Here is a 25,422-nt window from a genome sequence, read left to right as displayed (position 1 = left end):
TATTTCCTCCTTCTAATAAGAAAGAGCGGAATTACCGCTCCTATTATCCTCTTATTTGTAGTTTTTTAATAAGTGTACGATATCTTTCTATATCCTTATTTTTTAAATATCTCAATAAATTTCTTCTTTTACCTACCATTTTAAGAAGTCCTCTTCTTGAATGGTGATCTTTTTTATGAGTTCTTAAGTGTTCATTTAAATCGTTAATTCTTCTTGTAAGAATTGCAATTTGTACTTCTGGTGATCCTGTATCACCTTCATGAGTTTTAAATTCGTCAATAATAATTTTTTTAATATTTGGTTCTAACATAATTTCCTCCTATTTTCTTAATAAAGCTAATCAAAGTAGGCGTCGAGGAGCGACCAACTGTGAATAGCTATTTAACCTTGTATATCTTACCACATAATTAATTTATTGTAAAGTCATCTATTCCTTGTAACTAAAACATCTCTAGCTATTTGTTCAAAAAGTTCATCTACACTATCAAACTTTAATTCTGGTCTAACAAATTCTAAAAGTTCCAGTTCAACAATTTCGCCATAAATATCTCTATCAAAATCAAGAATATGTGCTTCTATTTTAATTCCATCATGTTCAACAGTTGGATTAGTTCCAATATTGGTTGAAGCTTTAAATCTTTTACCATCAATAATAATATCAGTGTCGTAAACACCAAATTTAGGAATTACAAAATTATCTACTAGCTCAAGATTTGCAGTTGGATATCCCATTTTTTTACCAAGACCTTTGGCATGGATAATCTTACCAATTAGTTTATATGGTCTTGATAGTAAATTATGCGCCTCTTTTACTCTTCCCTCTTCAATCAAGCTTCTTATACGAGATGATGATATTTTTTCGCCTTTATAAGAAATTTGTTCTATAACATGAACACTTTTAAATAATTTTTTGTTTTTATTTAAAAATTCAACATCACCTGATTTTTTAAAACCATAAGTGTAGTCATATCCAACAACTACACCTTTAATTTTTAAATTATTAGCTAAAAAATTCTCCAAAAACATTATAGGACTATAAGCCATAAATTCTTTTGTAAAATTAATTAGATAAATTATATCTACACCAAGTTTTTCAAGAATTTCAAATTTTGTCTTATTTGTCGTAATTATTTCTTTTTTACCAACTTTAACAAGATTGTCTGTGTGTTCATTAAAAAGTAGTAGGCTGGATTTAATTTTTAATTTTTTTGCATCTTCAACTGCTTTTTTTATTAATTCGATATGACCCCTATGAACGCCATCAAAATTTCCAAGGGCAATAACTGATTCTTCATTTGCTACAAATTTTAAGTCAATTTCAATTATTTTCATAAATCACCTATCAATTTTTTCTTCATCTTCAGATAGAATTTCCCATCAATTATTCTGATTTCTCCAATTCCTAAAAACTTATTATCAGAATAAACTCTGTATTCCTTATCTTCCACTTTATTGTTCAGTCTATAAAATTGTCCATTTAGAAATTTTTCATAATAATTTTTATCTATATCAATTCTACTAAAACTACTAAGTGCTAAATCCATTGCTAATATTTTTTTATTTATTTCATCTACACTCATATTTTCAAATTCAGAAACTCCAACAGCATCTTGAATTTTAAAATCACCAGTTCTAGTCCTTCTTAATTCTGTAAGTGTTCCATAGCTTCCTAAATATTCACCGATATCGTTAGCAAGAGATCTTATATATGTTCCTTTTGACACTTTAGTTCTAATTGAAATTTCATCGCTTCCATTAAAACCTAAGAGATCTATTGAATATATCTCTACATCTCTTTTTTTTATATCAACACTCTTGCCCTCTCTGGCGTATTCATAAAGTTTTTTACCCTTAACTTTAAGAGCTGAATAAATAGGTGGCTTTTGAGAAATTTTTCCAGTGAATTTTTTTAAACATTCTCCAATTTCTTCTTCAGTAAAATTAACTGATTCTTTCTTTAAAATTTCTCCTGTAATATCGTAAGTATCAGTTAATATTCCTAACTTTATTTTAGCTTCGTATTCTTTATCACTTGAAATTATATATTCACTGGTTTTAGTAGCTTTGCCAATAGATATGACAAGTACACCTGTTGCCATAGGATCAAGAGTACCTGTATGACCTACTTTTTTTATGCCTAATTTTCGTCTAACTTTATAAACTAAATCGTGAGAAGTTATTCCCTTGTCTTTGTCAAAAACTAAAAGTCCATCCATCATAGCTGCTCTTCTGCAAAATTAACTACATCTCTTTTTGCCTTTTCCAAATCTGTAGAATAAATTGTACCTCCTGATGCTCTAATATGGCCACCACCATTAAACTTAGAAGCTATTTCAGTACAATCTACATAAGATTTAGATCTTAAAGAGAGTCTAATACAGTCCTCTTTTTCTTTAAGTAAGACTGCCAATTCAACTGTATCTATATCTCTTACAAATTCTACTATACCATCGGCATCAGCTTTAGATGCCTTTGTTATTTCCATATCATCTTTTGTAACAAAAACAACTGCAATCCTATCATCATCAAAATACTCTATAGAATTCATCGCTCTAATTAAAAGATCTGTTTTTTGTCTTGACCTACTTTGATAAATATTTACTGTAACTTCATTAATGTCAATATCATATTTAAATAGGTCCGATGCAATACTAAAAGTATCTGAAGTCACTGAACTATATTTAAAAGATCCTGTATCAGTTGAAAGTCCAGTAAATAAGGAAGTAGCTATTTCTTTATTTAATTCAAGGTTTAATGATTTAAAAATTCTTGCAAGAATTTCACAAGTTGCAGGAGATTTGTCATCTACAATATTTAAATCTGCATATTTTTTATTGCTAAAATGATGGTCTATATTTGCAGTTCTCTTTGATTTAGAAAAAATCTCTTTCACCTTGTCTCCCATTCTATCTTCATCAGAAGAATCAAGAGCAATAAATAAATCAATTTCACAATCAATTTGATCTGGGCTTTTTGCATAAGATAAATTTGGTAAAAACTTAAAAGAAGATGGGATAGTATCATCTAATATAAAAATTGGTTTTTTCCCAAGTTTAACTAATAATCCAATCATTGCCGTAACTGATCCAAGATTGTCTCCATCAGGATTTAAGTGTGATGCCACAGCAATATTTTTACTAGTATCGATTAGATTTTTTAATTCCAAAGAAAGATCTTTTAAATTAGTCATTTCCACGATTAACCTCATCAATTAACTTGTCAAGTTCAAGAGCTCTTTCAATGGAATCATCTTTTATAAAAATCAATTCTGGCATAGCTCTAAGTTTTACTTTTTTTGCCAATTCTTTTTTTATAAAACCCTTAGCTGAATTAAGTCCTTCTACAGCTTCATCTCTATCATATTCATCGCCTAAAACAGATACATACACCTTGGCGTAAGATAAATCATTTGTTACCTCAACATGAGATATACTTGTTATAGAAGGAATTCTTGGATCTTTCAATTCGTTTTGAACAATATTAGAAATTGTTCTTTTAACTTCTTCTGAAATTCTATTAATCCTTTTATTATTCATTATGCTCGCTCAACTTCCTTTAGAATATAAGACTCAAGAAGATCCCCTTCTTTAATGTCGTTAAATCCATCTACAACTAGACCACCTTCGAAGCCCGTTGCAAGTTCTTTAGCATCGTCTTTAAATCTCTTTAGTGAAGCAATATCTCCTTCGTGAATAACAACGTCATCTCTTAAAACTTTAACTTTTGAGTTTCTTAAAATTTTACCACTTAGTACATAAACACCTGCTACCATTTGATTGTTTGGTAGTTTAAATGTTTGTCTTATTTCACATCTTCCTAGGATTTCTTCAACAATATCTGGATCTAGCATACCTTTAGCAGCTTGTTCAATGTCATTAATGATTTCGTAGATAACTCTGTAAGTTCTAATTTCAACATCTTCAGTTTTTGCCAGTTCTATGGCATTGATATTAGGTCTTACATTAAATCCTATTACAATAGCATTAGATGCAGATGCAAGAGTGACATCTGACTCATTAATTCCACCGACGCCTGAATGAATTACAGAAATTTTAACTTCTTCAGTAGAAAGTTTTAATAAAGATTGATTAAGAGCTTCAACAGAACCTTTTACATCGCCTTTAACAACAATATTAAGTTCTTTTACATCTTCTTCAGATATTTTTTCAAATAAATTATCAAGACTTATTTTAGTTGTTTGACTTAATCTTTTTTCTCTTGAAATTTCTGTGTTTTTATCTGCAATAGCTTTAGCTGTTTTGTCATCTTTTACTGCATAAATAGTGTCACCAGCATTTGGAACGTCATTTAATCCTAAAATTACAACTGGCATAGATGGACCAGCTTTTTTGACTTTTTTGCTCTTATCATCTTCCATAGCTCTAATTCTTCCAGAACAAGTACCAGATACAATGGCATCACCAAATCTTAGAGTACCATTTTTTATAAGAATAGTGGCCATAGGTCCCTTTGCCTTATCAAGATTTGCTTCAATTATTGTACCAATTGCACGTCTATTAGGATTTGCTTTTAATTCACGCATTTCTGCTACTAGAAGAATCATTTCAAGAAGTTCATCAATACCTTCTCCAGATTTAGATGAAACTCCAACAACTATTGTATCTCCACCCCATTCTTCTGGTACAAGATTTTCGTTCATTAATTCTTGTTTTACTCTTTCAGGATTTCCTTCTGGTTTATCAATTTTTGTGATAGCTACAATAATCGGTACATCAGCAGATCTAGCGTGAGAAATTGCTTCGATAGTTTGTGGCATAACACCATCATCTGCGGCTACAACAAGAACAGCTATATCTGTAGTTTGAGCCCCTCTTAATCTCATAGAAGTGAAAGCTTCGTGACCTGGAGTATCTAGAAAAGTTATCTTCTTTCCAGATAAATTAACTGTGTATGCTCCTATATGTTGAGTAATTCCACCTGCTTCAGATTGAGTTACATGAGTTTTCTTTATTGAATCTAATAGGGATGTTTTACCATGGTCAACGTGACCCATTACTGTTACTACTGGTGGTCTAGTTTTTAGATCTCTTTCCCTATCTTTTTTTAATAGTCCATATTCTTCTTCCACTGACTCATCAAGATTTGGAGCTTCTATTTCGATTTCAATTCCAAGTTCATCAGCTAGCAATATACAAGTATCTTCATCAATACTTTGATTTTGATTTGCCATTACCCCAAGACCAATTAACTTTGTAATAACTGTAGAAACAGATACACCAAGTTGATTTGCAAAATCTTTTACTGTTATAGGTGCAATCACTGTTATAGAATCATCTCCCTTATCATCTTCTTCAACCCTATGTTTTGACTTAACTTTTTTCTTAGGTTTCTTTTTTGTTAAATCTCTTTTAAAGAAGTTGTTATTTTCATTATTATCTTTATTTTTAGACTTTTTCTTTTTATTCTTTGAATTTTTATTTTTAAAAGAATTATCCTTATCTTCTTTTTTATTGTTAGAGTTATTAACTTGATTAGAAGATTTTTTATTATTTTCTTTCTTTTTTACTGTATTACTTTCTAAAGTCTTATTATCTTTAAATTTTTTATTAGAATCAGACTTTTTGTTTGCATCTCTCTTAATATTAGAATCATTATTCTTTACAGGAGATTCACTTTTATGGGAATTATTTTTATATAAATTCCTTACTTTTTCTTCATCAGCACTATCTAAAGTTGACATATGATTTTTTACGGATATTTCAAGTTCATTTAGCTTTGCAATTAATTCTTTACTTGTTATACCAATCTCTTTTGCCAACGCATGTACTCTAATTTTTGACAAATTGAACACCTCCTAGAAAGAAGCTTAATCTACAGACTCAATTAGTTTTTCATAGACTTCCTCACTAATTTCTGTTGTAAACGCCCTATTTAAAGCTTTTGACTTTATCGCTTTCTCTAAACAACTTTTGTCATTACATAAATAAGCTCCTCTTCCATTTGCCTTTCCAGTTTTATCTATAAAGATTTCATCTTCCTTGTTTTTTACAACTCTGATTAAATCTTTTTTTGCCTTTTGTTCTCTACATCCTATACAAGTTCGCATAGGAATCTTCCTAATTTTAGTCATTATTTACTCCATTAAATTAAGAATTTTAAATTTCCTCTTCATCAGTATTAGAAGTTTCTGTTTCTTCTTCAACTTCTAACAAATTTTCATTTTCATCGTAAGAATTTTCTAAATCTAAATCTAAATCTTCTTTGCCATCTATTTTAGAATCTAAATTATCTAGATTATCTAAAGTTTCTTCACAATTTTCTTCAAATTCTTCTGAACTATCTTTTTTAGAATTTTCAAATTCTTCTCTCAATTCTTCTTCAGTTATATCTTTTTCTTCAAGATATTCTTCAAATTGAAGATTAGATTTTATATCAATTTTCCAACCTGTTAGTTTAGCAGCAAGTCTTACATTTTGACCTTCTTTACCAATAGCAAGAGAAAGTTGATAATCAGGAACAATCGCAAGTGCAGATTTTTCAGCTTCATTAATAAACACTTTTTCAACTTTAGAAGGACTAAGTGAATTTGCAATAAATTTATCTACTTCTTTTTCAAATATAACTATATCTATTTTTTCGTTGTCGATTTCATCAACAATTGCATTAACTCTTTGTCCCTTGTATCCTACACATGCACCTAAAGGATCAACTTCTGGATCTCTTGAAAATACTGCAATTTTTGTTCTTGATCCAGCTTCTCTAGAGATAGAATAAATTTCTACAATCCCTTCGCTGACTTCAGGAATTTCCAATTCAAAAAGTCTTTTAATTAGATCTGGGTGAGATCTTGAAAGAACAATTTGTGGACCTTTTGTAGATTTTTCTACAGAAAGAATTAGCATTTTATATCTATCACCGTGATTGTAAGATTCTCCACTTATTTGTTCCCCATAAGGTAGAATTGCTTCAGTTGTTCCTAAATTAATATAAACATTGTTATAGGACTTTCTTTGTACTACTCCTGTAATGATTTCTTTTTCTCTTTCAACATACTCATCAAAAACTATATCTCTTTCTGCATCTTTAATTCTTTGGATGACAACTTGTTTAGCAGTTTGTGCTGCAATTCTACCAAAATTCTTTGGATGAATTTCTAAGTTGTAAACATCCCCTATTGAATAGTCTGGATCAATTTTTTTAGCTTCATCAAGTGATATTTCAAGTTGAGGATCTTCAACTTCTTCAACAACATTTTTAGATGCGAATAGTTTAATTTCACCAGTTTCTCTATCCATATTTACAATAACATTTTCAGATGTTCCATAGTTTTTTCTATAGCTTGAAACTAAAGCTGACTCCAAAGCTTCAAAAATTATTTCTTTAGAAATTCCTTTTTCTTTTTCTATTTCATTCAAAGCATCTATAAACTCTTGGTTCATATATTCCTCCATTAAAATTTAATAGTTTGTTTCATTGATGAAATAGATTTTATTGGAATTGAAAGTTCTTTATCATCAATTTTACAATAAACATATTCATCATCATATTTTTCTAAAACAAAACTAAATTCCTTTTTTCCGTCTATTGGGGCATAAAGTTTTACATCTACTTCACTTCCAATATTTCTTCTATAGTCATCTTTTGTTTTTAAAGGTCTATCAAGTCCCGGCGAAGAAATCTCAAGATAATAAGGATTTTCTAATATTTCTAAATCGTCTAATTTTTTTTCTAAATTCCTACTCATATCTGTACAGTCATCTAGATCAATGCCATCTTTTTTATAAATAAAAATTGATAAAAGATCATGCTTTGATCCATTTTGAAATTCTATGTCTACAATTTCGTAGCCAAGTTCCTCTGCTACCTCTTCAGCTAGTGGGTAAATTTCTTTTTTTAATTCTTTTTTATTCACTTAACACCTCACTACTAAAAAACAAAGAGTGGGTCGTCCCACTCTTTACTCTAAAATATCTTTCTTTATTAAATTATAACACAAATTGCGACAAATACAAGTTTTCAAAAATTAAATAATGAAATTTGATTAGTTTCATCAAGATTTTCAAGCATAGAATTTTTTTGTAAAATTGATATTACAGAATTACCTGCTTTAGTTCTTTTTGAAAAATCTTCAACGGATAAATACTTTGATTTTTTCGATTCTTCTTCAATATTTTTAGCGCAATTTTCTCCAATACCTGGGATTGCTCTAAGAGGCATTCTAATTTTTCCGTCTTCTATTGTAAATTCAGATGCTTTAGACTTATAAATATCTGCTTGTAAAAATTCAAATCCTCTAGCATACATTTCAAGAGCAACTTCAGAAACTCTTATTTCTCCCTTATCTTTGGCAGTAGGTTTTTCTATTTCTTTTAAAATTTTAATTCTATTTTTTAAGAAATTAGGACCTTCAATTATACTTTCTCCATTAAAATCATTTAATTTAATAGTGAAAAATGTGGCATAAAAAGCCAAAGGATAATTTAACTTATAGTATGCAATTCTGAAAGATAACATAACATAAGCAACAGCATGTGCTTTTGGAAACATATACTTAATTTTTTTACAGGAATCAATATACCATTCAGGCAAGTCTAAATTTTTCATTATATTTTCCTGTTCTTCTGTAAGTCCCTTTCCTTTTCTTACTTTTTCCATTGTATCAAATGCCATTTTATTTTCTGCACCAGCATTTATAAGATAAACCATTATATCTTCTCTAGTAGCAATAACATCTTTTAGTTCAGCTCTTCCTGAATCAACTAATTCTTGTGCATTTGATATCCAAACATCTGTACCGTGTGATAGACCAGAAATTCTAACAAGATCCGCAAAATTCTTTGGTTTTGTTTCAAGAAGCATAGAGATTACAAAAGATGTTCCAAATTCTGGAATTCCAAGAGTTCCGGTTTTGCAAGAAAAAATATCTTCATCCATATTAAATATTTCTGCACTATTAAAGATAGATAAAGTTTTTTCATCGTCAAATCTAATTGAATTTGAATCTATTCCAGTAAAATCCTCAAGCATTTTTATAATTGTAGGACCATCGTGTCCAAGTATATCAAGTTTTAATATTTTGCCATGAATAAAGTTATAATCAAAATGTGTAGTTATTACTCCAGAACTTGGATCATCTGCTGGATATTGTATTGGTGTAAAATCAAAAATAGAATTTGTTTTAGGAACAATCATAACTCCACCAGGGTGTTGTCCACTTGTCCTTTTTCCATCTGTTATTGCTCGGGATAATCTATCAACTTCAATTAGAGAAATATTTTTATTTTCAAAATATTTTTTAACATAACCATAAGCAGTTTTTTCTGCAATTTTTCCAATAGTTCCTGCTCTAAACACATAGCCTTCTCCAAACAATTCCTCTGTATATTTATGTGCCCTAGGTTGATATTCTCCAGCAAAATTCAAATCTATATCTGGTTCTTTGTCACCATAGAATCCCAAAAACACTTCAAAAGGAATGTTATGACCATCTTTTTTTAATGGACTTCCACATTTTGGACACGTTTTATCTGGCATATCAACTCCACTTCCATAGGTTAAATCCTTTGTAAACTCAGAATATTTACAATTTGGACAAATATAATGCGGTGGTAAAGGATTTACTTCAGTTATATCTGCCATAGTTGCAACAAAGGATGAACCAACAGATCCTCTTGATCCTACTAAAAATCCATCGTCATTAGATTTTTTTACTAGTTTTTGTGCAATTATATATAGAACAGAGTAACCATTAGATATTATGGATTTTAATTCCTTTTCTAACCTATCCTCAACTATTTTTGGAAGATCCTCTCCATAAATTTCATGAGCTTTTTTATAAGTCATCTCTCTTAAAGATTGATCTGATCCTTCTATAACTGGAGGATATTTACCATCTGGTATAGGTTTAATATCTTTTATAGAATCCTTTAAAAATTTCGTATTTTCAACAACAACTTTATAGGAATCATCTTCTCCTAAATAAGAAAATTCATCTAGCATTTCTTCTGTACTTTTAAAATAAAATTTTTGATTTCTACTTGCTTGAGGATCTGGTCTTCCAGGTTTACCATTAAGAACAATTCGCCTTAAAACATCATCATCTTCTTCTAAATAGTAAGTGTCAGAATCTGCTATAACAGGTATATTAAGTTCTTTTCCTATAGAAAAAATTTCTTTATTAATTATCTTTATATCTTCAATTGTAAGTTTACCATCTTCAATTGCCATTATATTATCACTTGCTGGTTGAATTTCTAAGAAATCGTAGTATTTAGCAATTTCTAATAATTCTTCATGAGGATTCATTCTATAAATTGCGTCAAAAAGTTCAGAATTTGCGTTACCCGATCCAACTAGTATACCTTCTCTATACTTATTTAAAAGACTTCTTGGTACTTTTGCTGAAAAATTAAAATATTCCATGTGAGATTCAGAAATAAGTTTATATAAATTTTTCAGACCAACTTCATCTTTAACAATTAATAGCAAAGATGACTCAAACAGTCGTTTAGAATCTATGTTTTTAATATGTTTATTTAGATTATCAAAATTGAATTCTTCTTCTCTTTTTATTTTTTCAACTAATTTAATAAAAACTTCAGCAGTTGCTTCGGCATCATTTACAGCTCTATGGGCTCCAACTAGAGAAACTCCAAGATTTTTACATAAAGTTCCTAAGTTGAATCTTTTCATATGAGTCATAGTAGCTCTTGCCAATACAAGAGTGTCAAGTATTGGATGCTTAAACTCTAAATTATTCTTTTTATACTCTCTTCTAATAAAAGAAATATCAAATTTAGCATTATGAGCAACAAGAACTGAATCTTTTGCAAATTCATAAAATTTTGGAATAACTTCTTCAATAGTTGGTTCATTTTCAACAAGTGAATTACTGATTCCCGTTAATTCAACAACAACTTGAGGAATTTCTTTTTCAGGATTAATTAGCTGTGAAAATCTATCTGTGATAATTCCATCTTTAATTTTTACAGCTCCAATTTCAGTAATTTTATCATTTCTCGAAGAAAGTCCTGTGGTTTCAATATCAAAAACAACATAAGTGTTGTATCTTTTATCTCTATCATAATTTGTAACTATTTTTTCAAAATCATCTACAAAATTAATATCTGTACCATAAATTATTTTTAAACCAGTTTCATCTCCTGCTTCCATTGCTTCTGGAAAACCTTGGACATCATTAGTATCTGCTATTGCTATTGCATCATGTCCCCATACTTTTGCTCTTTTTGCAAAATCAGTAAAAGATGTGACACCAGACATTTGAGACATTTTTGAATGAATTCTAAATTCAGTTCTCTTTTCATCACTGTAATCCATTCTTATAATCTTATCTTTTTTTTCAATATACCTAAGCATAATTGTTTCACATCTTGAAAAGTTATCATAGGAAACATTGCCTGTTATTAAAACGTGATCACCTTCTCTAAAACTTTCCAAAAATTCTTCTGCTTTTTCTGGTTTTAGAAATATTTTTGCTAAAGTTGAAGATGTGTAATCAGTGATAGAAAGAGCAATTAAAAAGTTTCCATTTTTTAACTGACGACTTTCGACATTAAATATATCAACTTCTACCGTAACTTTTTGAGAATTGACATTTACGTCTATTAGTCTTTCAATTTCATCAATATCTTTCTTTCCATAGGAGTTTGATTTCTTTATTTTTTTTTCTTTTTCTTTATTTTCAGATTTCTTTTTAACTTCAATTTCATGTTTTGTAGAAATAACTTCTTCTGCTTGATCAATTTTTGTAATAAAAGATTCAATATTATTTTCTTCTAGCTTATTTTCACTAAATGAAAATTTAACTTTATAAGATGAAAAAACCTCTAGTTCATTCTCGAGATAAGATGCAAATCCATTTTGACTTAAACTATAATAAGCTTCTTCGCTAGGTAAAATAATTTCTATATTATTAATTTTTTCATTTTTATTTATTATTATATCTTTTATCCAAATTTTTGAAGATGGATTGTATTTTAAAATTTCGGCACAAATTAAATCATCTTCACTTGTATAAAGAGAAGATGATTTATAATCAATATGAATTTTATAATTATTTAAATTACTTGAAAAAATATTTTTAATTTCATCTTTAAAATTTAATTCAAGTTCTTTTTTTGAACTTATAACAAAGAATACCTCTCCAGAAAGCTTATTTCTTTTTATAGATTCAATTACAATTTCCTCGGATATATTTTCATGAGGAGAATCTAGTTTTTGTAAAATATCTCTTAATAATATCAAACTATCACCCAATATTTTCAATTTCTTTTAATAATTCACTTAATAACTTATCTTCTGGAACTTTTTTTATAATTTGACCTTTACTAAATATAAGACCTTCTCCATCCCCACAAGCTATTCCTATATCTGCTTCTCTCGCTTCTCCAGGACCATTAACGGCACATCCCATAATTGCGACTTTCAGATTTTTATCTAACTCATAAAGTCTATCTTCAGCCTTATTAACTATTTCAATTAAATTAACCTTAGTTCTTGCACAAGTTGGACAGGAAATTAAATCGATTCCTTCTCTTCTAAGGTCTAATGCTTTTAAAATATCCTTCCCTGCAATAACTTCATCAACAGGATCAGATGTCAATGAAACTCTAATTGTATCACCGATGCCTTCAGCTAATAAAGTTCCAATACCAATTGCTGATTTTACTATTCCTTTTTTTGGACTACCTGCTTCAGTTACTCCTAAATGAAGTGGATAGTTGGACATTTCTGAAAACTTTCTATAACTTTCTATAGTAAGATTTACATCTGAGGCCTTCAAAGATACTGCGATATTTGAAAAATTATTTTTTTCTAACAATTCAACTTCTTCCATTGCACTATAACATATAGAAGATGCATTAACACCCTTAAATTTATCTAAAAACTCTTGTTTTACAGATCCAGAGTTAACTCCAACTCTTATTGGAATATCATAAAACTTACAAGCTTCAATAACTTCTTTTATTTTCCATGATTCACCAATATTACCTGGATTTAATCTAATTGCATCACTTTCATTTTTTGCCGCTGCAAGAGCAAGCTTATAGTCGAATTGTATGTCTGAAATAATAGGAATATTAATTTGTTTTTTTATTTCTCTAAGTGCAGCTGCATCTTCTAAGTCATTTACAGCCATTCTTATAATGTCACAACCAGCTTCTTCTAATTTTTTTATTTGAGAAACAGTGTCAGTAATATTTTTTGTATTAGTATTTGTCATTGATTGAATTGATATTGAAGAATCTCCACCAATTGCTACATTTCCAACGTAAATTTTTTTTGTTTTTTTTCTGTCTATCATTTATTAAACAACCTTCCAATATCATTAAAAATAGTTACATAAATCATAAGTGAAAATAAAAGACTTATACCTATTAATGAAAGTCCTTGTTCAATTTTTTCATCTATAGGTTTTCCTCTTAGTGCTTCAATTAGCAAAAATAAGAACTTTCCCCCATCTAAAGCAGGAATAGGCAATAAATTAAAAACACCAAGATTTACTGAAATTAATCCTAAAATCTGTAGAAAATTTAAAAATCCCTTTGACGATTCAGAACCAATAACTTGGACAACTCCAACTGGACCTGATAAATATTCTAACTTAAAAGATCCTGAGAACATCATTTTAATACTTTGTAGGATCATTTTTAAAATCTCTAATGTCCTATCAAAAGCAAGACTTATTGATTTAATAATTGAGTGATCTAATTTAGCTGTAATTCCAATTAAATACATATTGTTTTCAGAAGAAAATTCAGGAGTAATCTTATAATCTTTTGTCTCACCCATTCTCCTAATTGTGAAATCCATCTCTTTATTTTTGTTTTCCGAAATTATAGAATTGATATCGTATATATCTTTTGTTTTCTTACCATTTATGCTTATAATTTCATCACCATTTTTTAATCCAACTATTTGAGCTGGAGAATTTTGAACAATTTTGTCTATTTTGTTAGAACCATAACCAATAATAGAAAATATTATAGAAAAAGCAATAAAAGCAAGTACAAAATTCATAAAGGCACCAGCTAAAACAACTGCCATTCTTTTAATAATATGAACATTATTAAATGCTCTTGGATCATGGGAATTTTCTTCTTCACCTTCCATTGCTACATACCCTCCAACTGGTAAGGCTCTCAAACTATAAAAAGTTTCACCTTTTTTCTTTTGAAATATCTTTGGACCCATACCAACGGAAAATTCATTAACTTTTACACCAGATAATTTAGCAACTGTAAAGTGACCAAATTCATGAAGCATAACAACTAATAAAAAAACAAGTAACGAACTTATTATAGTAATCATTTTATCTCCTTAAATAAAATTATATAAAATAAATATAAAAGGGCTTATAAAAATTAAACTATCAAATCTATCTAAAATTCCACCGTGACCTGGTAAAATTTGAGCATAATCTTTAATTCCTGTGAATCTTTTAATCTTTGAAGCAAATAAATCTCCAAATTGACCTGCTATTGATGCTAGTAAAACTATAAGAATAACAATAAAATTAATATTATAAATTGCATTATATTTATTTAACATTACAAAATATACTGTTGTTAGAATTAAAGCAAAAACTGTGCCACCAATTGCACCCTCTATAGATTTGTTAGGACTAACCTTTTCTATAAGCTTGTGTTTTCCAAAGGTAGACCCAACAAAATAAGCAAAAGTATCTGTTGTAAAAGCAATTACAAATGCAGATATTATCAAATATATATCATCAAGACTTCCCAATAAATTTAGGAAGAAAACAACATATAAATAAGACATATTTGTAAAAGAATAATTGCTAATAGAGTAATCTTCAGATATTACATAGATAGATGAATTTAAAATAAAATAAACTACAAGTCCAAATATTAAATTCAAATGGAAAAATGAACATAAAAAAGTCACTAGAGCTCCAAAAAGCAAGGTTGATAAATATAATTTAATTCCTTTTTTTACTAATGCATTATAAAGTTCTCTAATTCCCTCTAAGGTCAAAATAAATATAGCAGTTTTTATAGCATTTAAACCTAGATAAAAAATTAAAATAATTAGTGCTATTCCAACAACACCTGTAGAAACTCTTTTTTGTAAATCAGTCAAGATTATAATCCTCCATACCTTCTATTGCGACTTTGAAAATCACAAATGGCTTTATAAAATTCATTCTCATGAAAGTCTGGCCATAGTATGTCTGAAAAATAAAACTCACTATAAGCCAACTGATAGAGTAGAAAATTTGAAACTCTAAGCTCACCACTAGGTCTAATAAGAAGATCAAGATCATTTTGTCCTCTAGTATATAAATAATCTTTAAAAGATTCCGTATTTATATCATCAATAGAAATATTTCCAGCAATTACTTCTTCACAAATTTTTTTACTAGCTCTTACAATTTCACTTTGACCACCATAATTTAGACCAATATTTAGTATCATTTTATCATTTGATTTTGTTTCCTGCAATGCGGTATCTATAAGACCAACTATTTTCTCTGGAAATGCGGTGTAGTCACCTAAGACCATTATTCTAATATTATTCTTCTTAATTTTCTCAAGTTGACTTTTTATGTAAAAAGCAAGTAAATCCATTAATTTAGAAATTTCTTCTTCTGGTCTTTTCCAGTTTTCTGTTGAAAAAGCATACAAAGTTAGGGACTTAACATTAATCTTATAAGCTGCTTCAACAATTTCAATAACTCTTTCTGTTCCCTCTTTATGCCCAAAAGATCTTGGTTTTTTTCTGTTTTTTGCCCATCTGCCATTTCCATCCATTATAATTCCTACGTGTTTAGGAATATTATCAAAGTCTAATTTTTCGTAATAATTCATAAAACTCCTTAAAAAAAGAGCCTTAGAATATTAATCTAAGGCTAAAAATTAAATTTCCATAAGTTCTTTTTCTTTATTTTCTGCTACTTTGTCAACTTCTTTGATATACTTATCTGTTAACTTTTGAATATCTTCTTCATAAGTTATTTTATCATCTTCTGAAATTTCCTTAGCTTTTTCTGCTTTTTTTACATCTTCCATTGCATCTCTTCTGATATTTCTAATAGATACTTTGGTTTCTTCAGAATACTTTCCAACTAACTTTGTAAGATCTTTTCTTCTTTCTTCTGTTAGTTGTGGAATAACAAGTCTAATTATCTTTCCATCATTTGATGGAGTTATTCCTAAATCAGATTTTTGTATTGCCTTTTCAATTTCAGGAATTAAAGTAGCATCCCATGGTTGAATTGCAAGGAGTCTTGGCTCTGGTGCAGAAAGACTAGCAACTTGATTAAGTGGAGATTGTTGTCCATAATAATCAACATAAATCTTGTCAAGCAAACTTGTATTAGCACGTCCTGCTCTTATAGACTGAAGTGATTCAGTAAGTGAGTCAACAGATTTTGACATTCTGGATTCCGTATTTTTCTTAAGATCAGATATCATAATATCCTCCTATTTAACATTAGTACCAATTTCTTCGCCACATACAACTTTATACATTGCATCTTCTTCATCTATTCCAAAAACTTTAAGCGGAATATCGTTATCCATACAAAGTGTTGTTGCAGTGCCATCCATAATTTTCAAATTTTTATTTAAAATTTCCCTATAAGTTAGATCATCGAATTTTTTAGCGTCTGGATTTATATTAGGGTCTGAATCATAGATACCGTCTACACCTTTTTTAGCAAGTAAAATCACATCTGCATCTATTTCTGCAGCCCTAAGCGCAGCAGCTGTATCTGTTGAGAAGTAAGGATTACCTACTCCTGCTGAGAATATAACTACTCTGCCTTTTTCCAAATGTCTAATAGCACGTCTTCTAATATAAGGTTCAGCAACTTGCTTCATTTCGATAGCAGTTTGCACACGAGTAATAACGCCTAATTTTTCTAAAGAGTCCTGCAATGCTAAAGCATTCATTACAGTTCCTAACATACCCATATAATCAGATGTAGCACGATCTATATTGTTTTCGTCACGTCCTCTCCAAAAGTTTCCGCCACCAACAACAATACCAGTTTCTACTCCTGAATCATAAATTTTCTTAACTTGCTTTGCAATTAGATTGACATAATCCATGTCAATTCCAACTGTATTTGATCCTGCTAATGCTTCTCCGCTGAGTTTTAAAACAATTCTCTTATATTTTGGCATTTACTCCTCCAATTTGTTATCCTATTTGTTTTGCTACTTCTTCAGCAAAGTCTTCTTCTCTTTTTTCTAGACCTTCACCAACTTCAAATCTAACAAATCTTCTGATTTTAATATTTTCACCAATTTTAGCAATTAAATCATTTAGTATATCTTTAATTTTCTTATCTGAATCTTTAATGAAATCTTGATCAAGTAGACAAATTTCTTCATAGAATTTTTCAAGTCTACCTTCAACCATTTTTTCAATAATGTGTTCAGGTTTATTTTCTCCTCTAGCTTGTTCAGTTAAAATATTTCTTTCATGTTCAACTTCTTCAGCAGGAACTTCTTCACGACTAACATATTTTGGCGCAACTGCTGCGATTTGCATTGCAATATCTTTTACAAAGTTTTGGAATTCTTCGTTTTTAGCAACGAAATCTGTTTCTGAGTTAACTTCTACTAAAACACCAATTCTTCCACCGTGAATATATGATTCAACAATACCTTCAGAAGCAATTCTTGATGATTTTTTTGCAACAGAAGCAAGTCCTTTTTCTCTTAGGAAGTCTACTGCCTTATCCATATCACCATTTGTTTCTGATAAAGCTTTCTTGCAGTCCATCATACCTGCGCCAGTTTTTTCTCTTAATTCTTTAACTAATGCTGCTGTAATAGCCATTTTAATTCACTCCTTATTTATTTTAAAAAAAGAGAGTTTTAAAGGATTACTTTAGAACTCTCGAAATATCTTTACTCTTCTATAGCTGACTTTTCATCCTCAACTGCTTCTTCTTCAGAAACTTCTTGAGCGGATTCATCATAATCTGTATCTTCAATTTGACTGCCTTGTTTTCCTTCGATAACTGCATTAGCAATTGTTTCAGTAATAAGTTTTACCGCTCTAATTGCATCATCGTTTCCTGGAATTGGAATATCCACTTCTTCAGGATCACAGTTTGTATCAACGATACCAATAACAGGAATTCCTAAAATATGAGCTTCTTTTACTGCTATATTCTCTTTCTTAGGATCTACTACAAATAGCGCTTGAGGCATACCCTTCATTTCTTTAATTCCACCTAAGAATTTTTCAAGCTTTTCTCTTTCGTGAATTAATTGAGCAACTTCTTTTTTTGGAAGAACATCAAATGTTCCATTTTCTTCCATTTCATATAATTTGTAAAGTCTTTCAATTCTATTCTTGATAGTTTTGTAGTTAGTTAAAAGTCCACCTAACCATCTTTGGTTAATATAAGGCATACCGCATTTAGTAGCTTCTTTTTCAATTGCATCTTGGGCTTGTTTTTTTGTACCAACAAAAAGAACTTCTCCACCATTAGCTGCAACTTCTCTTACGAAATCATAAGCTTCTTCTACTTTTTTAACAGTTTTTTGAAGATCAATTATATAAATACCATTTCTTTCGGTAAATATAAATCTCTTCATTTTAGGGTTCCATCTTCTAGTTTGATGTCCAAAGTGAACACCAGCTTCTAATAAGCTTTTCATTGAAATTACTGACATTTAAGCCACCTCCGTGTTTTTTTCCTCCATTTTCATCATCTATCAAAAGGACCAAATTGGCAACTCAATTGATATCAAAAAATGTGTGTATTACTTACCGCATAAAAGTATACCATAGGATTTTATAATTATCAATATTTTGTTTATTTTATGGACAATTTAATATTAAAATTTTTCATTTTATTGTAAAATATTGATAATATATTAATATATTTTTGTTTGGGGGATAATTATGAAAAAATTTTTATGTTTAACCTTGATAATTCAACTCGCAACACTTCTAGTTTCTTGTAAAAATCAGGCAGTAAGAGCTAGTAAAATAAATGATTTTAAAGAAAACAAGATAGTTCAAGAAAATATAAAAGAAAATCAGAATAATTTAGATCAAAAAACAAAAGAAGAAATCAAAGAATTAGAAAATAATTCTTTAGATTTGTTAAGAGAAAATTTGAATAATAAATCTAAAAAATTTGCTGTTGCTTATCTTAGTATTACAGAAAATCAACTAGATAAAAATTTTCAAAAGTGGATTGAAGCTAATAACCCTAAATTAGTTAAAGATTATCCTTTTATTAAAGAAATTCCATTTGAAAATATTATTTCTAAAGAAAAAAAAATATGGTCAAGCTTATTTGATAGTATCAGCGGACAAAAATGCTTCTCTTGCTGTAAATAGTCTTAAAATTTCTGAAGATTTTAATTTAATAGGCGATGAAGTCTTATACAGAAAAGACACTGCTGATCCTATTTTAATATTATCTGATTCTCTCGAATTTCCTGATATAGAAATAAATATTGTACCTGAACATCAAGAGCCTACAAATTGGAATCCAGGAATGCTTTGGAATTTAGATAATGATGATTTAAAAAATACTCAAGATTTTTTAGATTTCACACAATATGGAGAAAATGGAGTTGATGCCATTAGAGCCTTCCTTATCGATTCTGGATGGAGAAATTTAAGTGATAAGGAACTAGATGATACAACTTGGGTTTATAAGGATTGGTATTTTGATTTTAATAAGGATAATTCAAACAAAGATTATGACGGAAAAATGGAATTTTACCAAATTGATGATAAAAGTTTAGACCACATAAATAAATATTTTGGATTTTATAAGATTGATGGAGACAAAATAAAAGTTAATATTTCAAATAATAAGGGCAATGAAATAAAATCTGAATACAATATACTTATTTTTGTTAATGATGAAATTCTTAGAATAGAAAAAAATTCTGATTCTAAAAATAATCTTCCATTTTTTAGTCCCGATAGTAATTTTGTAGAGTTGTTTAAATCATTTGGTTAAAATAAAAATCCAAACTATCAATAAAAAGAACTGGAAAATTTTATAGAAAAAAGTAAGTTACAAGACACTGACTTTTTCATAAAAAAAACTCTCCACTAATTTGGAGAGTTTTTCCTTAACAAAAATTAATAAGCAACAAATTTGCTTCCTGCACATCCACAAATTGGACATTTCTCTTCTTCTTCAAAAGTAATATATCCGCAAACTGGACATAAGTAGATATTTTCTACTTCTAAATCTTTACCAGCATCAACTGCTTCTTTAGCAGCTTCAAATCTTTTAGCGTGTACTTCTTCAGCAGCTGTTGCATATTTCATAGCTTTAACAGCTTCTTTTTCACCTTGCATTTCTGCAACTGCGATAAAAGCTGGATACATTTGAGTAGATTCGAAAATTTCTCCATTCTTTGCGCCTTCAAGGTTTTCAGAAGTAGAGTTAATTCCAAATCCAGCCATTGATGTTACAGGAAAATCTCCTGAAACGTCTTTAAGAGCCTTGAAATGTAGAGTCGCGTGAATTTTTTCTGCATCAGAAGTTGCGTCGAAAAGTCTTTTTACGTTTTTGAATCCGTCTTTTTCTGCTACATCTCCCCAGATATTGTATCTAGTACGTGCTTGTGATTCTCCGCCGAATGCTGATCTTAAATTGTCGCTTGTCATTTGATTCATAATATTACCCCCATAAATTTAATAATAAAACTACCACCATTATTATAGAATAATATTAATAAAAAATCAAATAGTGTATTAAAAATATATTAAATAAATATTAATTATTATCCTATTTTTTCAATTTTTTGTGTTTGATCATATGTTATGAGAGCATCAATGATTTCATCAAGATCTCCATCGTTAATAGCATCAATTTTGTGTGATGTTAGATTAATTCTGTGATCAGTTACTCTTCCTTGAGGATAATTATAAGTTCTTATTCTTTCTGATCTATCCCCTGTTCCAATTTGAGAAGATCTTTCCATTGACTCTTTTTCATTTTGCTCTTGTAATTTTAAGTCGTAAAGTTTAGACCTTAAAAGTTTCATCGCTTTTTCTTTATTTCTAAGTTGTGATTTTTCATCTTGACATGATATTACAATTCCAGTTGGAATATGAGTTAGTCTAACTGCAGAATCTGTCGTATTTACACATTGTCCACCATTACCTGATGCACGGAATACATCAAATTTTATTTGTGTTGGATCAATTTCAATATCAACATCTTCAGCTTCTGGTAAAACTGCTACTGTGGCAGTTGAAGTATGAATTCTCCCTCCACTTTCTGTTTCAGGAACTCTTTGTACTCTATGGACTCCTGATTCATATTTAAGCCTAGAATAAGCACCATCACCAATAATCATAAAGACAATTTCTTTATAACCACCAATTCCAATTTCATTAGAAGAAATTGTTTCGACTTTAAAACCACTTCTTTCAGCGTATCTTACATATTGCCTATAAAGAACTCCTGCAAATAGAGCTGCTTCATCTCCACCTGCACCAGCACGAATTTCTACCATAACATTCTTACTGTCATTTTTATCCTTTGGAATTAAAAGAATTTTTAGTTCATTTTCAAGATTTTCAATTTTTTTGCTTCCTTCATTGATCTCTTCTCTAACCAAATCTTTAAAATCATCATCTAATTTTTCTTTTATCAATTCCTTGTTTTCATTTAATGTATTTAAAGTTTCTTTATAATCTCTATATTTAGTAACAATTGGTTCTATTTCTGCGTGTTCAATTGCCTTTTTTTGATATAATTTAGAATCATTAATAACTTCAACGTTACTAAGATCTTTTTCTAATTCAACTAATCTATCTTCAAAAACTGAAAGTTTTTCGTACATATTTACACCTACATCTTTAATTGACCAAGGATTACTCTATCTAAATTATTCAAATCCTTGTAAACTTCTACTATAAAGTTTTTCTCCATTAATTCAAGAATATCTTCTGCTTCATCATGACCTATTTCAAATACCAAAAATCCATTCTCATTTAAATAATTTGGAGCTTTTTTTATAATTTGTCTATAAAAATCTAATCCGTCAGATCCTCCATCAAGAGCAAGTCTAGGTTCATAATCTTTTACTTCCACTTGCAAATTATTAATTTCATTTGTCTTTATATATGGAGGATTGGAATATATTAAATCAAATTTTTCTTTTACATTCTCAAATAAGTCACTTTTTTTTACTTCAATATTAGAATTGTGAATTTTCTTATTTATTTTAGTATTCTCTAAAGCTTTGGGACTAATATCTACACAAACTACTTTGATATCTGCCTCAAGATCAATAGTTATGCTCACAATACCTGATCCACATCCTATTTCAAGCATATTAGAAATATTATTATTTTTTATAATCTCTAAAAGTTTTTCTACTGAGATTTCAGTATCCGACCTAGGTATTAGAACACCTTCCAAAACTCTGAAACTTCTACCATAAAAATCTTCTTTTCCCAAAATATATTGAAGAGGCATTCCTGATTTTCTTTTCTTTAATATATCAAAATATTTATTCTCTATTGATTCCTCTAATTCATCCTTATCATGAGCAACCAAATAGGATAAATCTTTATTTAATAAATCGCTTAATATTCTTCTCGTTTCATAAATTGGATTAGTGTATTCCAATTCTTTTAAATACTTTCTACCTTCTATTAAGGCTTCGTAAATTTTCATAAATTTAAGTAATAAAAAAGGTTAGCCAGGCTAACCTCATTGTCATTTATTTCTCTTGTATCTGCTATTGAATTTCTCAATTCTTCCGCCATGATCAGAGAGTTTTTGCTTTCCTGTAAAGAAAGGATGACAAGCTGAACAAATTTCAACTTTTAAATCTTCTTTAACGGATCCTGTTTTAAAAGTATTGCCACATGCACAAGTTACTGTAGCTTCTTTATAATCTGGATGAATTCCTTTTTTCATTGTTTAGCCCCCTTAAACTTATTTTATAACTCAATTTTAATATTATAACACAATTTTTACCTTTATGCAAACTCAACTATTTGCTTAATTATTATACAATAATTATTATGATATTTCAAGATTTAGAGAATAAAAATAGACCTAGATCTTATTTTTTAAAAACTCTTCATTGTCTTTTGTCTTTGAAATCTTGTCTAAAAATTTTTCTGTGACATCTTCAATATTTTCTTCACTTAATTTATTTCTAAGATCATAGTTGAAGGAAAGTTCTTTCTTGTTTAAAAGTAATTCTTCTTTTCTAGTTCCTGATTTTAAAATATCTATTGCTGGAAAAATCCTCTTTTCAGAAAGGCTTCTATTTAGATGAAGTTCCATATTACCTGTTCCCTTGAATTCCTCAAAGATAACATCATCCATTCTTGAACCAGTATCAACTAATGCAGTTGCAAGTATAGTAAGACTTCCGCCTTCTTCAATATTTCTCGCTGCTCCAAAAAATCTCTTTGGTTTGTGAAGTGACAAGGGATCTAGTCCTCCAGATAAAGTCTTTCCACTAGTTGGAGTTACTAAATTATAAGCACGAGAAAGTCTTGTAAGTGAATCTAAAAGTATAACTACATCTTCTTTATTTTCAACTAACCTTTTTGCTCTATCTATAACCATTTCAGCTACTCTAGTGTGGTTTTTTGGATTTTCGTCAAAAGTTGAATAAACAACTTCTCCGTTAACAGATCTCTTCATATCTGTTACTTCTTCTGGTCTCTCATCTACTAATAAAACAATTAAATGTAGATTTGGATATTTCATATTTATTGATTTAGAAATCTTTTTAAGAAGAGTTGTCTTACCTGACTTAGGCTGTGAAACAATAAGTCCTCTTTGACCTAAACCGACTGGAGCTAATAAATCAATTACTCTCATGGCCGTATCTTCTGTTTCTAAATTAATTTTCTTCTTTGGATAAATAGGAGTTAAATTATCAAAAAAAGGTCTGTCTACTATTTTTGAAGGATGTATACCGTTCACAGACTTAATATATAAGAGAGCATTAAAATTTTCCCCATCCTTTGGAGGAGATTTTATTCCAAGTATTTCGTCTCCATTTCTTAGTTTAAATTTTCTTATTTGAGATGGGGATACATAAATATCTTCCTCGCTTGGAAGATAATTTATTGTCCTTAAAAAACCATAGCCATCTTGGTGTAAATCTAAAATACCCCTAACATAATTCTTATCATCAAGATTTTTTAAAGTCTCAGCAGCATTGTCAGATATATCTAGTTTATCTATCTTTTCTGATTCTTTTTTTGATTTGATTTTTTTTAAAAGGTCATCTTTTTTTAAAGAATATGGTTTTTCTATACCATATTCTTTAGCTAGTTCTCTTAATTCAGTGACTTTTAAATCCTTTAAATTTTCAAGCTGTAAAAAAGAATTTGGAATCTTTCCATTTTCAATATAATATTTTAGTTCGTCATAATCATAATTTTCAGAATTTTCTAAACCTAAAGACCTTGAAATATTTCTCAAATCATCAATAGATTTATTATTTAATTCATTATTATTTGACATGATAAAAATTATTTAGCATAATCAGGTTTTAAATCAAGTGAATGAATTGATTTTATAAACCTTTGAGTTCCACTAGGAAGTCTTAGTACAAGTGTGTCAGTCTTTGCTTTATTATCTCCGTAGTATTTAACTCCATCTAGGATTTCACCAGATGTAATACCTGTTACTGAGAAAATAACTTCATTGCCTTTTACTAAATCTTCAATTGAATAGATTTTTTGTAAATCTGAATCTAAATCTCTACATCTTGCTTCTTGTTTTTCATCAGTTGGATGAAGTCTTCCTTGGAAATCTCCTCCCAAACATTTTAAGGCTGCAGCAGCAATTACTCCTTCAGGAGCTCCACCACGACCAATTACAAGATCTATTCCAGAATCCTCATAACAAGTTTCAATTGCTGTAACAACATCTCCATCTGATACTTTTTTTACTCTGGCACCAATAGAAATAATTTCATCTATTAATTCTTCATGTCTAGGTCTATCAAGTACAGCTACAACAATATCGTCAATGTTTTTATTTAATGCTTTTGCAACTCTTTTAATATTTTCTGTTGGTGAATCATCTAGTTTAATAAGACCCTTAGCCTTAGGACCACAAGCAATTTTATCCATATAAATATCAGGTGCATTTAATAGACATCCCTTAGGTGCAACTGCAAGAACAGCAATTGAATTGTCTGTGCCGTTAGCAATTGAGTTTGTTCCATCTATAGGATCAACTGCTATGTCAACTTGTTCTTCCCCTTCTTTTGTACCAATTTTTTCTCCGATGTAAAGCATAGGAGCTTCGTCAATTTCTCCTTCACCTATAACTACAGTTCCGTCAATGTCAACTGTATCAAACATTCTTCTCATTGCATCTACTGCTGCACCATCCGCTGCATTTTTATCACCTTTTCCAAGCCATTTACCTGCTGAAAGTGCTGCTGCTTCTGTTACTCTTGCTAAGTTTAGTGCTAAATTTCTGTCCAT

General features: G+C 29.4%; 26 protein-coding genes. 2 read left to right on the top strand and 24 right to left on the bottom strand.

Going from position 1 to position 25,422, the window contains the following annotated elements; translation table 11 throughout:
* Nucleotides 1-43: 43 nt before the first annotated feature.
* The 18 genes from rpsO to rpsB all read right to left on the bottom strand — a co-directional run bounded on the left by rpsO (nt 44) and on the right by rpsB (nt 18,638).
* Nucleotides 44-310 (bottom strand): 30S ribosomal protein S15, encoded by a 267-nt coding sequence (gene rpsO, locus BN3657_RS06535; RefSeq protein WP_019138285.1) that lies wholly within the window; start codon nt 308-310, stop codon nt 44-46.
* A 113-nt stretch (nt 311-423) separates the two neighbouring features.
* The gene (locus BN3657_RS06530; RefSeq protein ID WP_062552259.1) at nt 424-1,332 is read right to left on the bottom strand and encodes a bifunctional riboflavin kinase/FAD synthetase; all 909 of its coding nucleotides are present in this window, start codon (nt 1,330-1,332) and stop codon (nt 424-426) included.
* Nucleotides 1,329-2,219: a tRNA pseudouridine(55) synthase TruB gene (truB, locus tag BN3657_RS06525; RefSeq protein ID WP_074017851.1), complete on the bottom strand. Its 891-nt coding sequence runs from the start codon at nt 2,217-2,219 to the stop codon at nt 1,329-1,331. The genes BN3657_RS06530 and truB overlap by 4 nt, the downstream gene beginning before the upstream one ends.
* Complete coding sequence (locus BN3657_RS06520; protein WP_062552564.1) at nt 2,216-3,190, bottom strand: DHH family phosphoesterase; 975 nt, start codon at nt 3,188-3,190, stop codon at nt 2,216-2,218. The genes truB and BN3657_RS06520 overlap by 4 nt, the downstream gene beginning before the upstream one ends.
* Nucleotides 3,183-3,536 carry a 30S ribosome-binding factor RbfA gene (gene rbfA / locus BN3657_RS06515; protein ID WP_019138282.1) on the bottom strand — a complete coding sequence of 118 codons (354 nt, stop codon included), beginning with the start codon at nt 3,534-3,536 and terminating at the stop codon, nt 3,183-3,185. Before rbfA ends, BN3657_RS06520 begins: the two co-directional genes overlap by 8 nt.
* Nucleotides 3,536-5,803 (bottom strand): translation initiation factor IF-2, encoded by a 2,268-nt coding sequence (infB, locus tag BN3657_RS06510; protein WP_062552258.1) that lies wholly within the window; start codon nt 5,801-5,803, stop codon nt 3,536-3,538. Before infB ends, rbfA begins: the two co-directional genes overlap by 1 nt.
* Before the next feature lie 24 nt (nt 5,804-5,827).
* Entirely contained in the window at nt 5,828-6,091 is a 264-nt protein-coding gene (rnpM, locus tag BN3657_RS06505; RefSeq protein ID WP_062552257.1) for an RNase P modulator RnpM, read from the bottom strand.
* Between the two features lie 25 nt (nt 6,092-6,116).
* Nucleotides 6,117-7,400: a transcription termination factor NusA gene (gene nusA / locus BN3657_RS06500; RefSeq protein ID WP_062552256.1), complete on the bottom strand. Its 1,284-nt coding sequence runs from the start codon at nt 7,398-7,400 to the stop codon at nt 6,117-6,119.
* Between the two features lie 11 nt (nt 7,401-7,411).
* The gene (locus BN3657_RS06495; RefSeq protein WP_062552255.1) at nt 7,412-7,873 is read right to left on the bottom strand and encodes a ribosome maturation factor RimP; all 462 of its coding nucleotides are present in this window, start codon (nt 7,871-7,873) and stop codon (nt 7,412-7,414) included.
* A gap of 104 nt (nt 7,874-7,977) precedes the next feature.
* Nucleotides 7,978-12,225, bottom strand: a complete 4,248-nt coding sequence (locus BN3657_RS06490) for a PolC-type DNA polymerase III (RefSeq protein ID WP_187363626.1) — start codon at nt 12,223-12,225, stop codon at nt 7,978-7,980.
* Nucleotides 12,226-12,229: 4 nt separating this feature from the next.
* Complete coding sequence (gene ispG, locus BN3657_RS06485; RefSeq protein WP_074017850.1) at nt 12,230-13,285, bottom strand: flavodoxin-dependent (E)-4-hydroxy-3-methylbut-2-enyl-diphosphate synthase; 1,056 nt, start codon at nt 13,283-13,285, stop codon at nt 12,230-12,232.
* Entirely contained in the window at nt 13,282-14,292 is a 1,011-nt protein-coding gene (gene rseP / locus BN3657_RS06480) for an RIP metalloprotease RseP (protein ID WP_062552254.1), read from the bottom strand. Before rseP ends, ispG begins: the two co-directional genes overlap by 4 nt.
* Before the next feature lie 9 nt (nt 14,293-14,301).
* Nucleotides 14,302-15,084 carry a phosphatidate cytidylyltransferase gene (locus BN3657_RS06475; RefSeq protein WP_062552253.1) on the bottom strand — a complete coding sequence of 261 codons (783 nt, stop codon included), beginning with the start codon at nt 15,082-15,084 and terminating at the stop codon, nt 14,302-14,304.
* A gap of 2 nt (nt 15,085-15,086) precedes the next feature.
* Nucleotides 15,087-15,812 carry an isoprenyl transferase gene (locus BN3657_RS06470; RefSeq protein ID WP_062552252.1) on the bottom strand — a complete coding sequence of 242 codons (726 nt, stop codon included), beginning with the start codon at nt 15,810-15,812 and terminating at the stop codon, nt 15,087-15,089.
* A 48-nt stretch (nt 15,813-15,860) separates the two neighbouring features.
* Nucleotides 15,861-16,418 carry a ribosome recycling factor gene (frr, locus tag BN3657_RS06465; RefSeq protein ID WP_019138274.1) on the bottom strand — a complete coding sequence of 186 codons (558 nt, stop codon included), beginning with the start codon at nt 16,416-16,418 and terminating at the stop codon, nt 15,861-15,863.
* A 9-nt stretch (nt 16,419-16,427) separates the two neighbouring features.
* Nucleotides 16,428-17,132, bottom strand: a complete 705-nt coding sequence (pyrH, locus tag BN3657_RS06460) for a UMP kinase (protein WP_019138273.1) — start codon at nt 17,130-17,132, stop codon at nt 16,428-16,430.
* A gap of 16 nt (nt 17,133-17,148) precedes the next feature.
* Complete coding sequence (gene tsf, locus BN3657_RS06455) at nt 17,149-17,793, bottom strand: translation elongation factor Ts (protein ID WP_062552251.1); 645 nt, start codon at nt 17,791-17,793, stop codon at nt 17,149-17,151.
* Nucleotides 17,794-17,864: 71 nt separating this feature from the next.
* Nucleotides 17,865-18,638: a 30S ribosomal protein S2 gene (gene rpsB / locus BN3657_RS06450; RefSeq protein WP_019138271.1), complete on the bottom strand. Its 774-nt coding sequence runs from the start codon at nt 18,636-18,638 to the stop codon at nt 17,865-17,867.
* A gap of 232 nt (nt 18,639-18,870) precedes the next feature.
* On the opposite strand from rpsB, the gene BN3657_RS06445 reads away from it, so the two are divergent.
* Entirely contained in the window at nt 18,871-19,314 is a 444-nt protein-coding gene (locus BN3657_RS06445) for a hypothetical protein (protein WP_062552250.1), read from the top strand.
* Nucleotides 19,271-19,948 carry a hypothetical protein gene (locus BN3657_RS06440; protein ID WP_062552249.1) on the top strand — a complete coding sequence of 226 codons (678 nt, stop codon included), beginning with the start codon at nt 19,271-19,273 and terminating at the stop codon, nt 19,946-19,948. Before BN3657_RS06445 ends, BN3657_RS06440 begins: the two co-directional genes overlap by 44 nt.
* A gap of 125 nt (nt 19,949-20,073) precedes the next feature.
* On the opposite strand, the gene BN3657_RS06435 is transcribed toward BN3657_RS06440, so the two are convergent.
* The 6 genes from BN3657_RS06435 to glpX form a co-directional block, all read right to left on the bottom strand.
* Nucleotides 20,074-20,616 carry a rubrerythrin family protein gene (locus BN3657_RS06435; protein ID WP_062552248.1) on the bottom strand — a complete coding sequence of 181 codons (543 nt, stop codon included), beginning with the start codon at nt 20,614-20,616 and terminating at the stop codon, nt 20,074-20,076.
* A gap of 107 nt (nt 20,617-20,723) precedes the next feature.
* Nucleotides 20,724-21,791 carry a peptide chain release factor 1 gene (gene prfA, locus BN3657_RS06430; RefSeq protein ID WP_062552247.1) on the bottom strand — a complete coding sequence of 356 codons (1,068 nt, stop codon included), beginning with the start codon at nt 21,789-21,791 and terminating at the stop codon, nt 20,724-20,726.
* Nucleotides 21,792-21,799: 8 nt separating this feature from the next.
* Nucleotides 21,800-22,630, bottom strand: a complete 831-nt coding sequence (prmC, locus tag BN3657_RS06425; RefSeq protein WP_062552246.1) for a peptide chain release factor N(5)-glutamine methyltransferase — start codon at nt 22,628-22,630, stop codon at nt 21,800-21,802.
* A gap of 42 nt (nt 22,631-22,672) precedes the next feature.
* Entirely contained in the window at nt 22,673-22,876 is a 204-nt protein-coding gene (rpmE, locus tag BN3657_RS06420) for a 50S ribosomal protein L31 (RefSeq protein WP_005956574.1), read from the bottom strand.
* Between the two features lie 141 nt (nt 22,877-23,017).
* Nucleotides 23,018-24,448 carry a transcription termination factor Rho gene (gene rho, locus BN3657_RS06415; RefSeq protein WP_062552245.1) on the bottom strand — a complete coding sequence of 477 codons (1,431 nt, stop codon included), beginning with the start codon at nt 24,446-24,448 and terminating at the stop codon, nt 23,018-23,020.
* 8 nt (nt 24,449-24,456) lie between these two features.
* On the bottom strand, nt 24,457-25,422 hold the full coding sequence (gene glpX / locus BN3657_RS06410; RefSeq protein ID WP_019138263.1) for a class II fructose-bisphosphatase: 966 nt from the start codon (nt 25,420-25,422) through the stop codon (nt 24,457-24,459).

This window comes from Peptoniphilus phoceensis, from assembly GCF_001517665.2.
GTDB lineage: Bacteria > Bacillota > Clostridia > Tissierellales > Peptoniphilaceae > Peptoniphilus_A > Peptoniphilus_A timonensis.
This window is presented reverse-complemented; position numbering and strand designations above follow the sequence as displayed.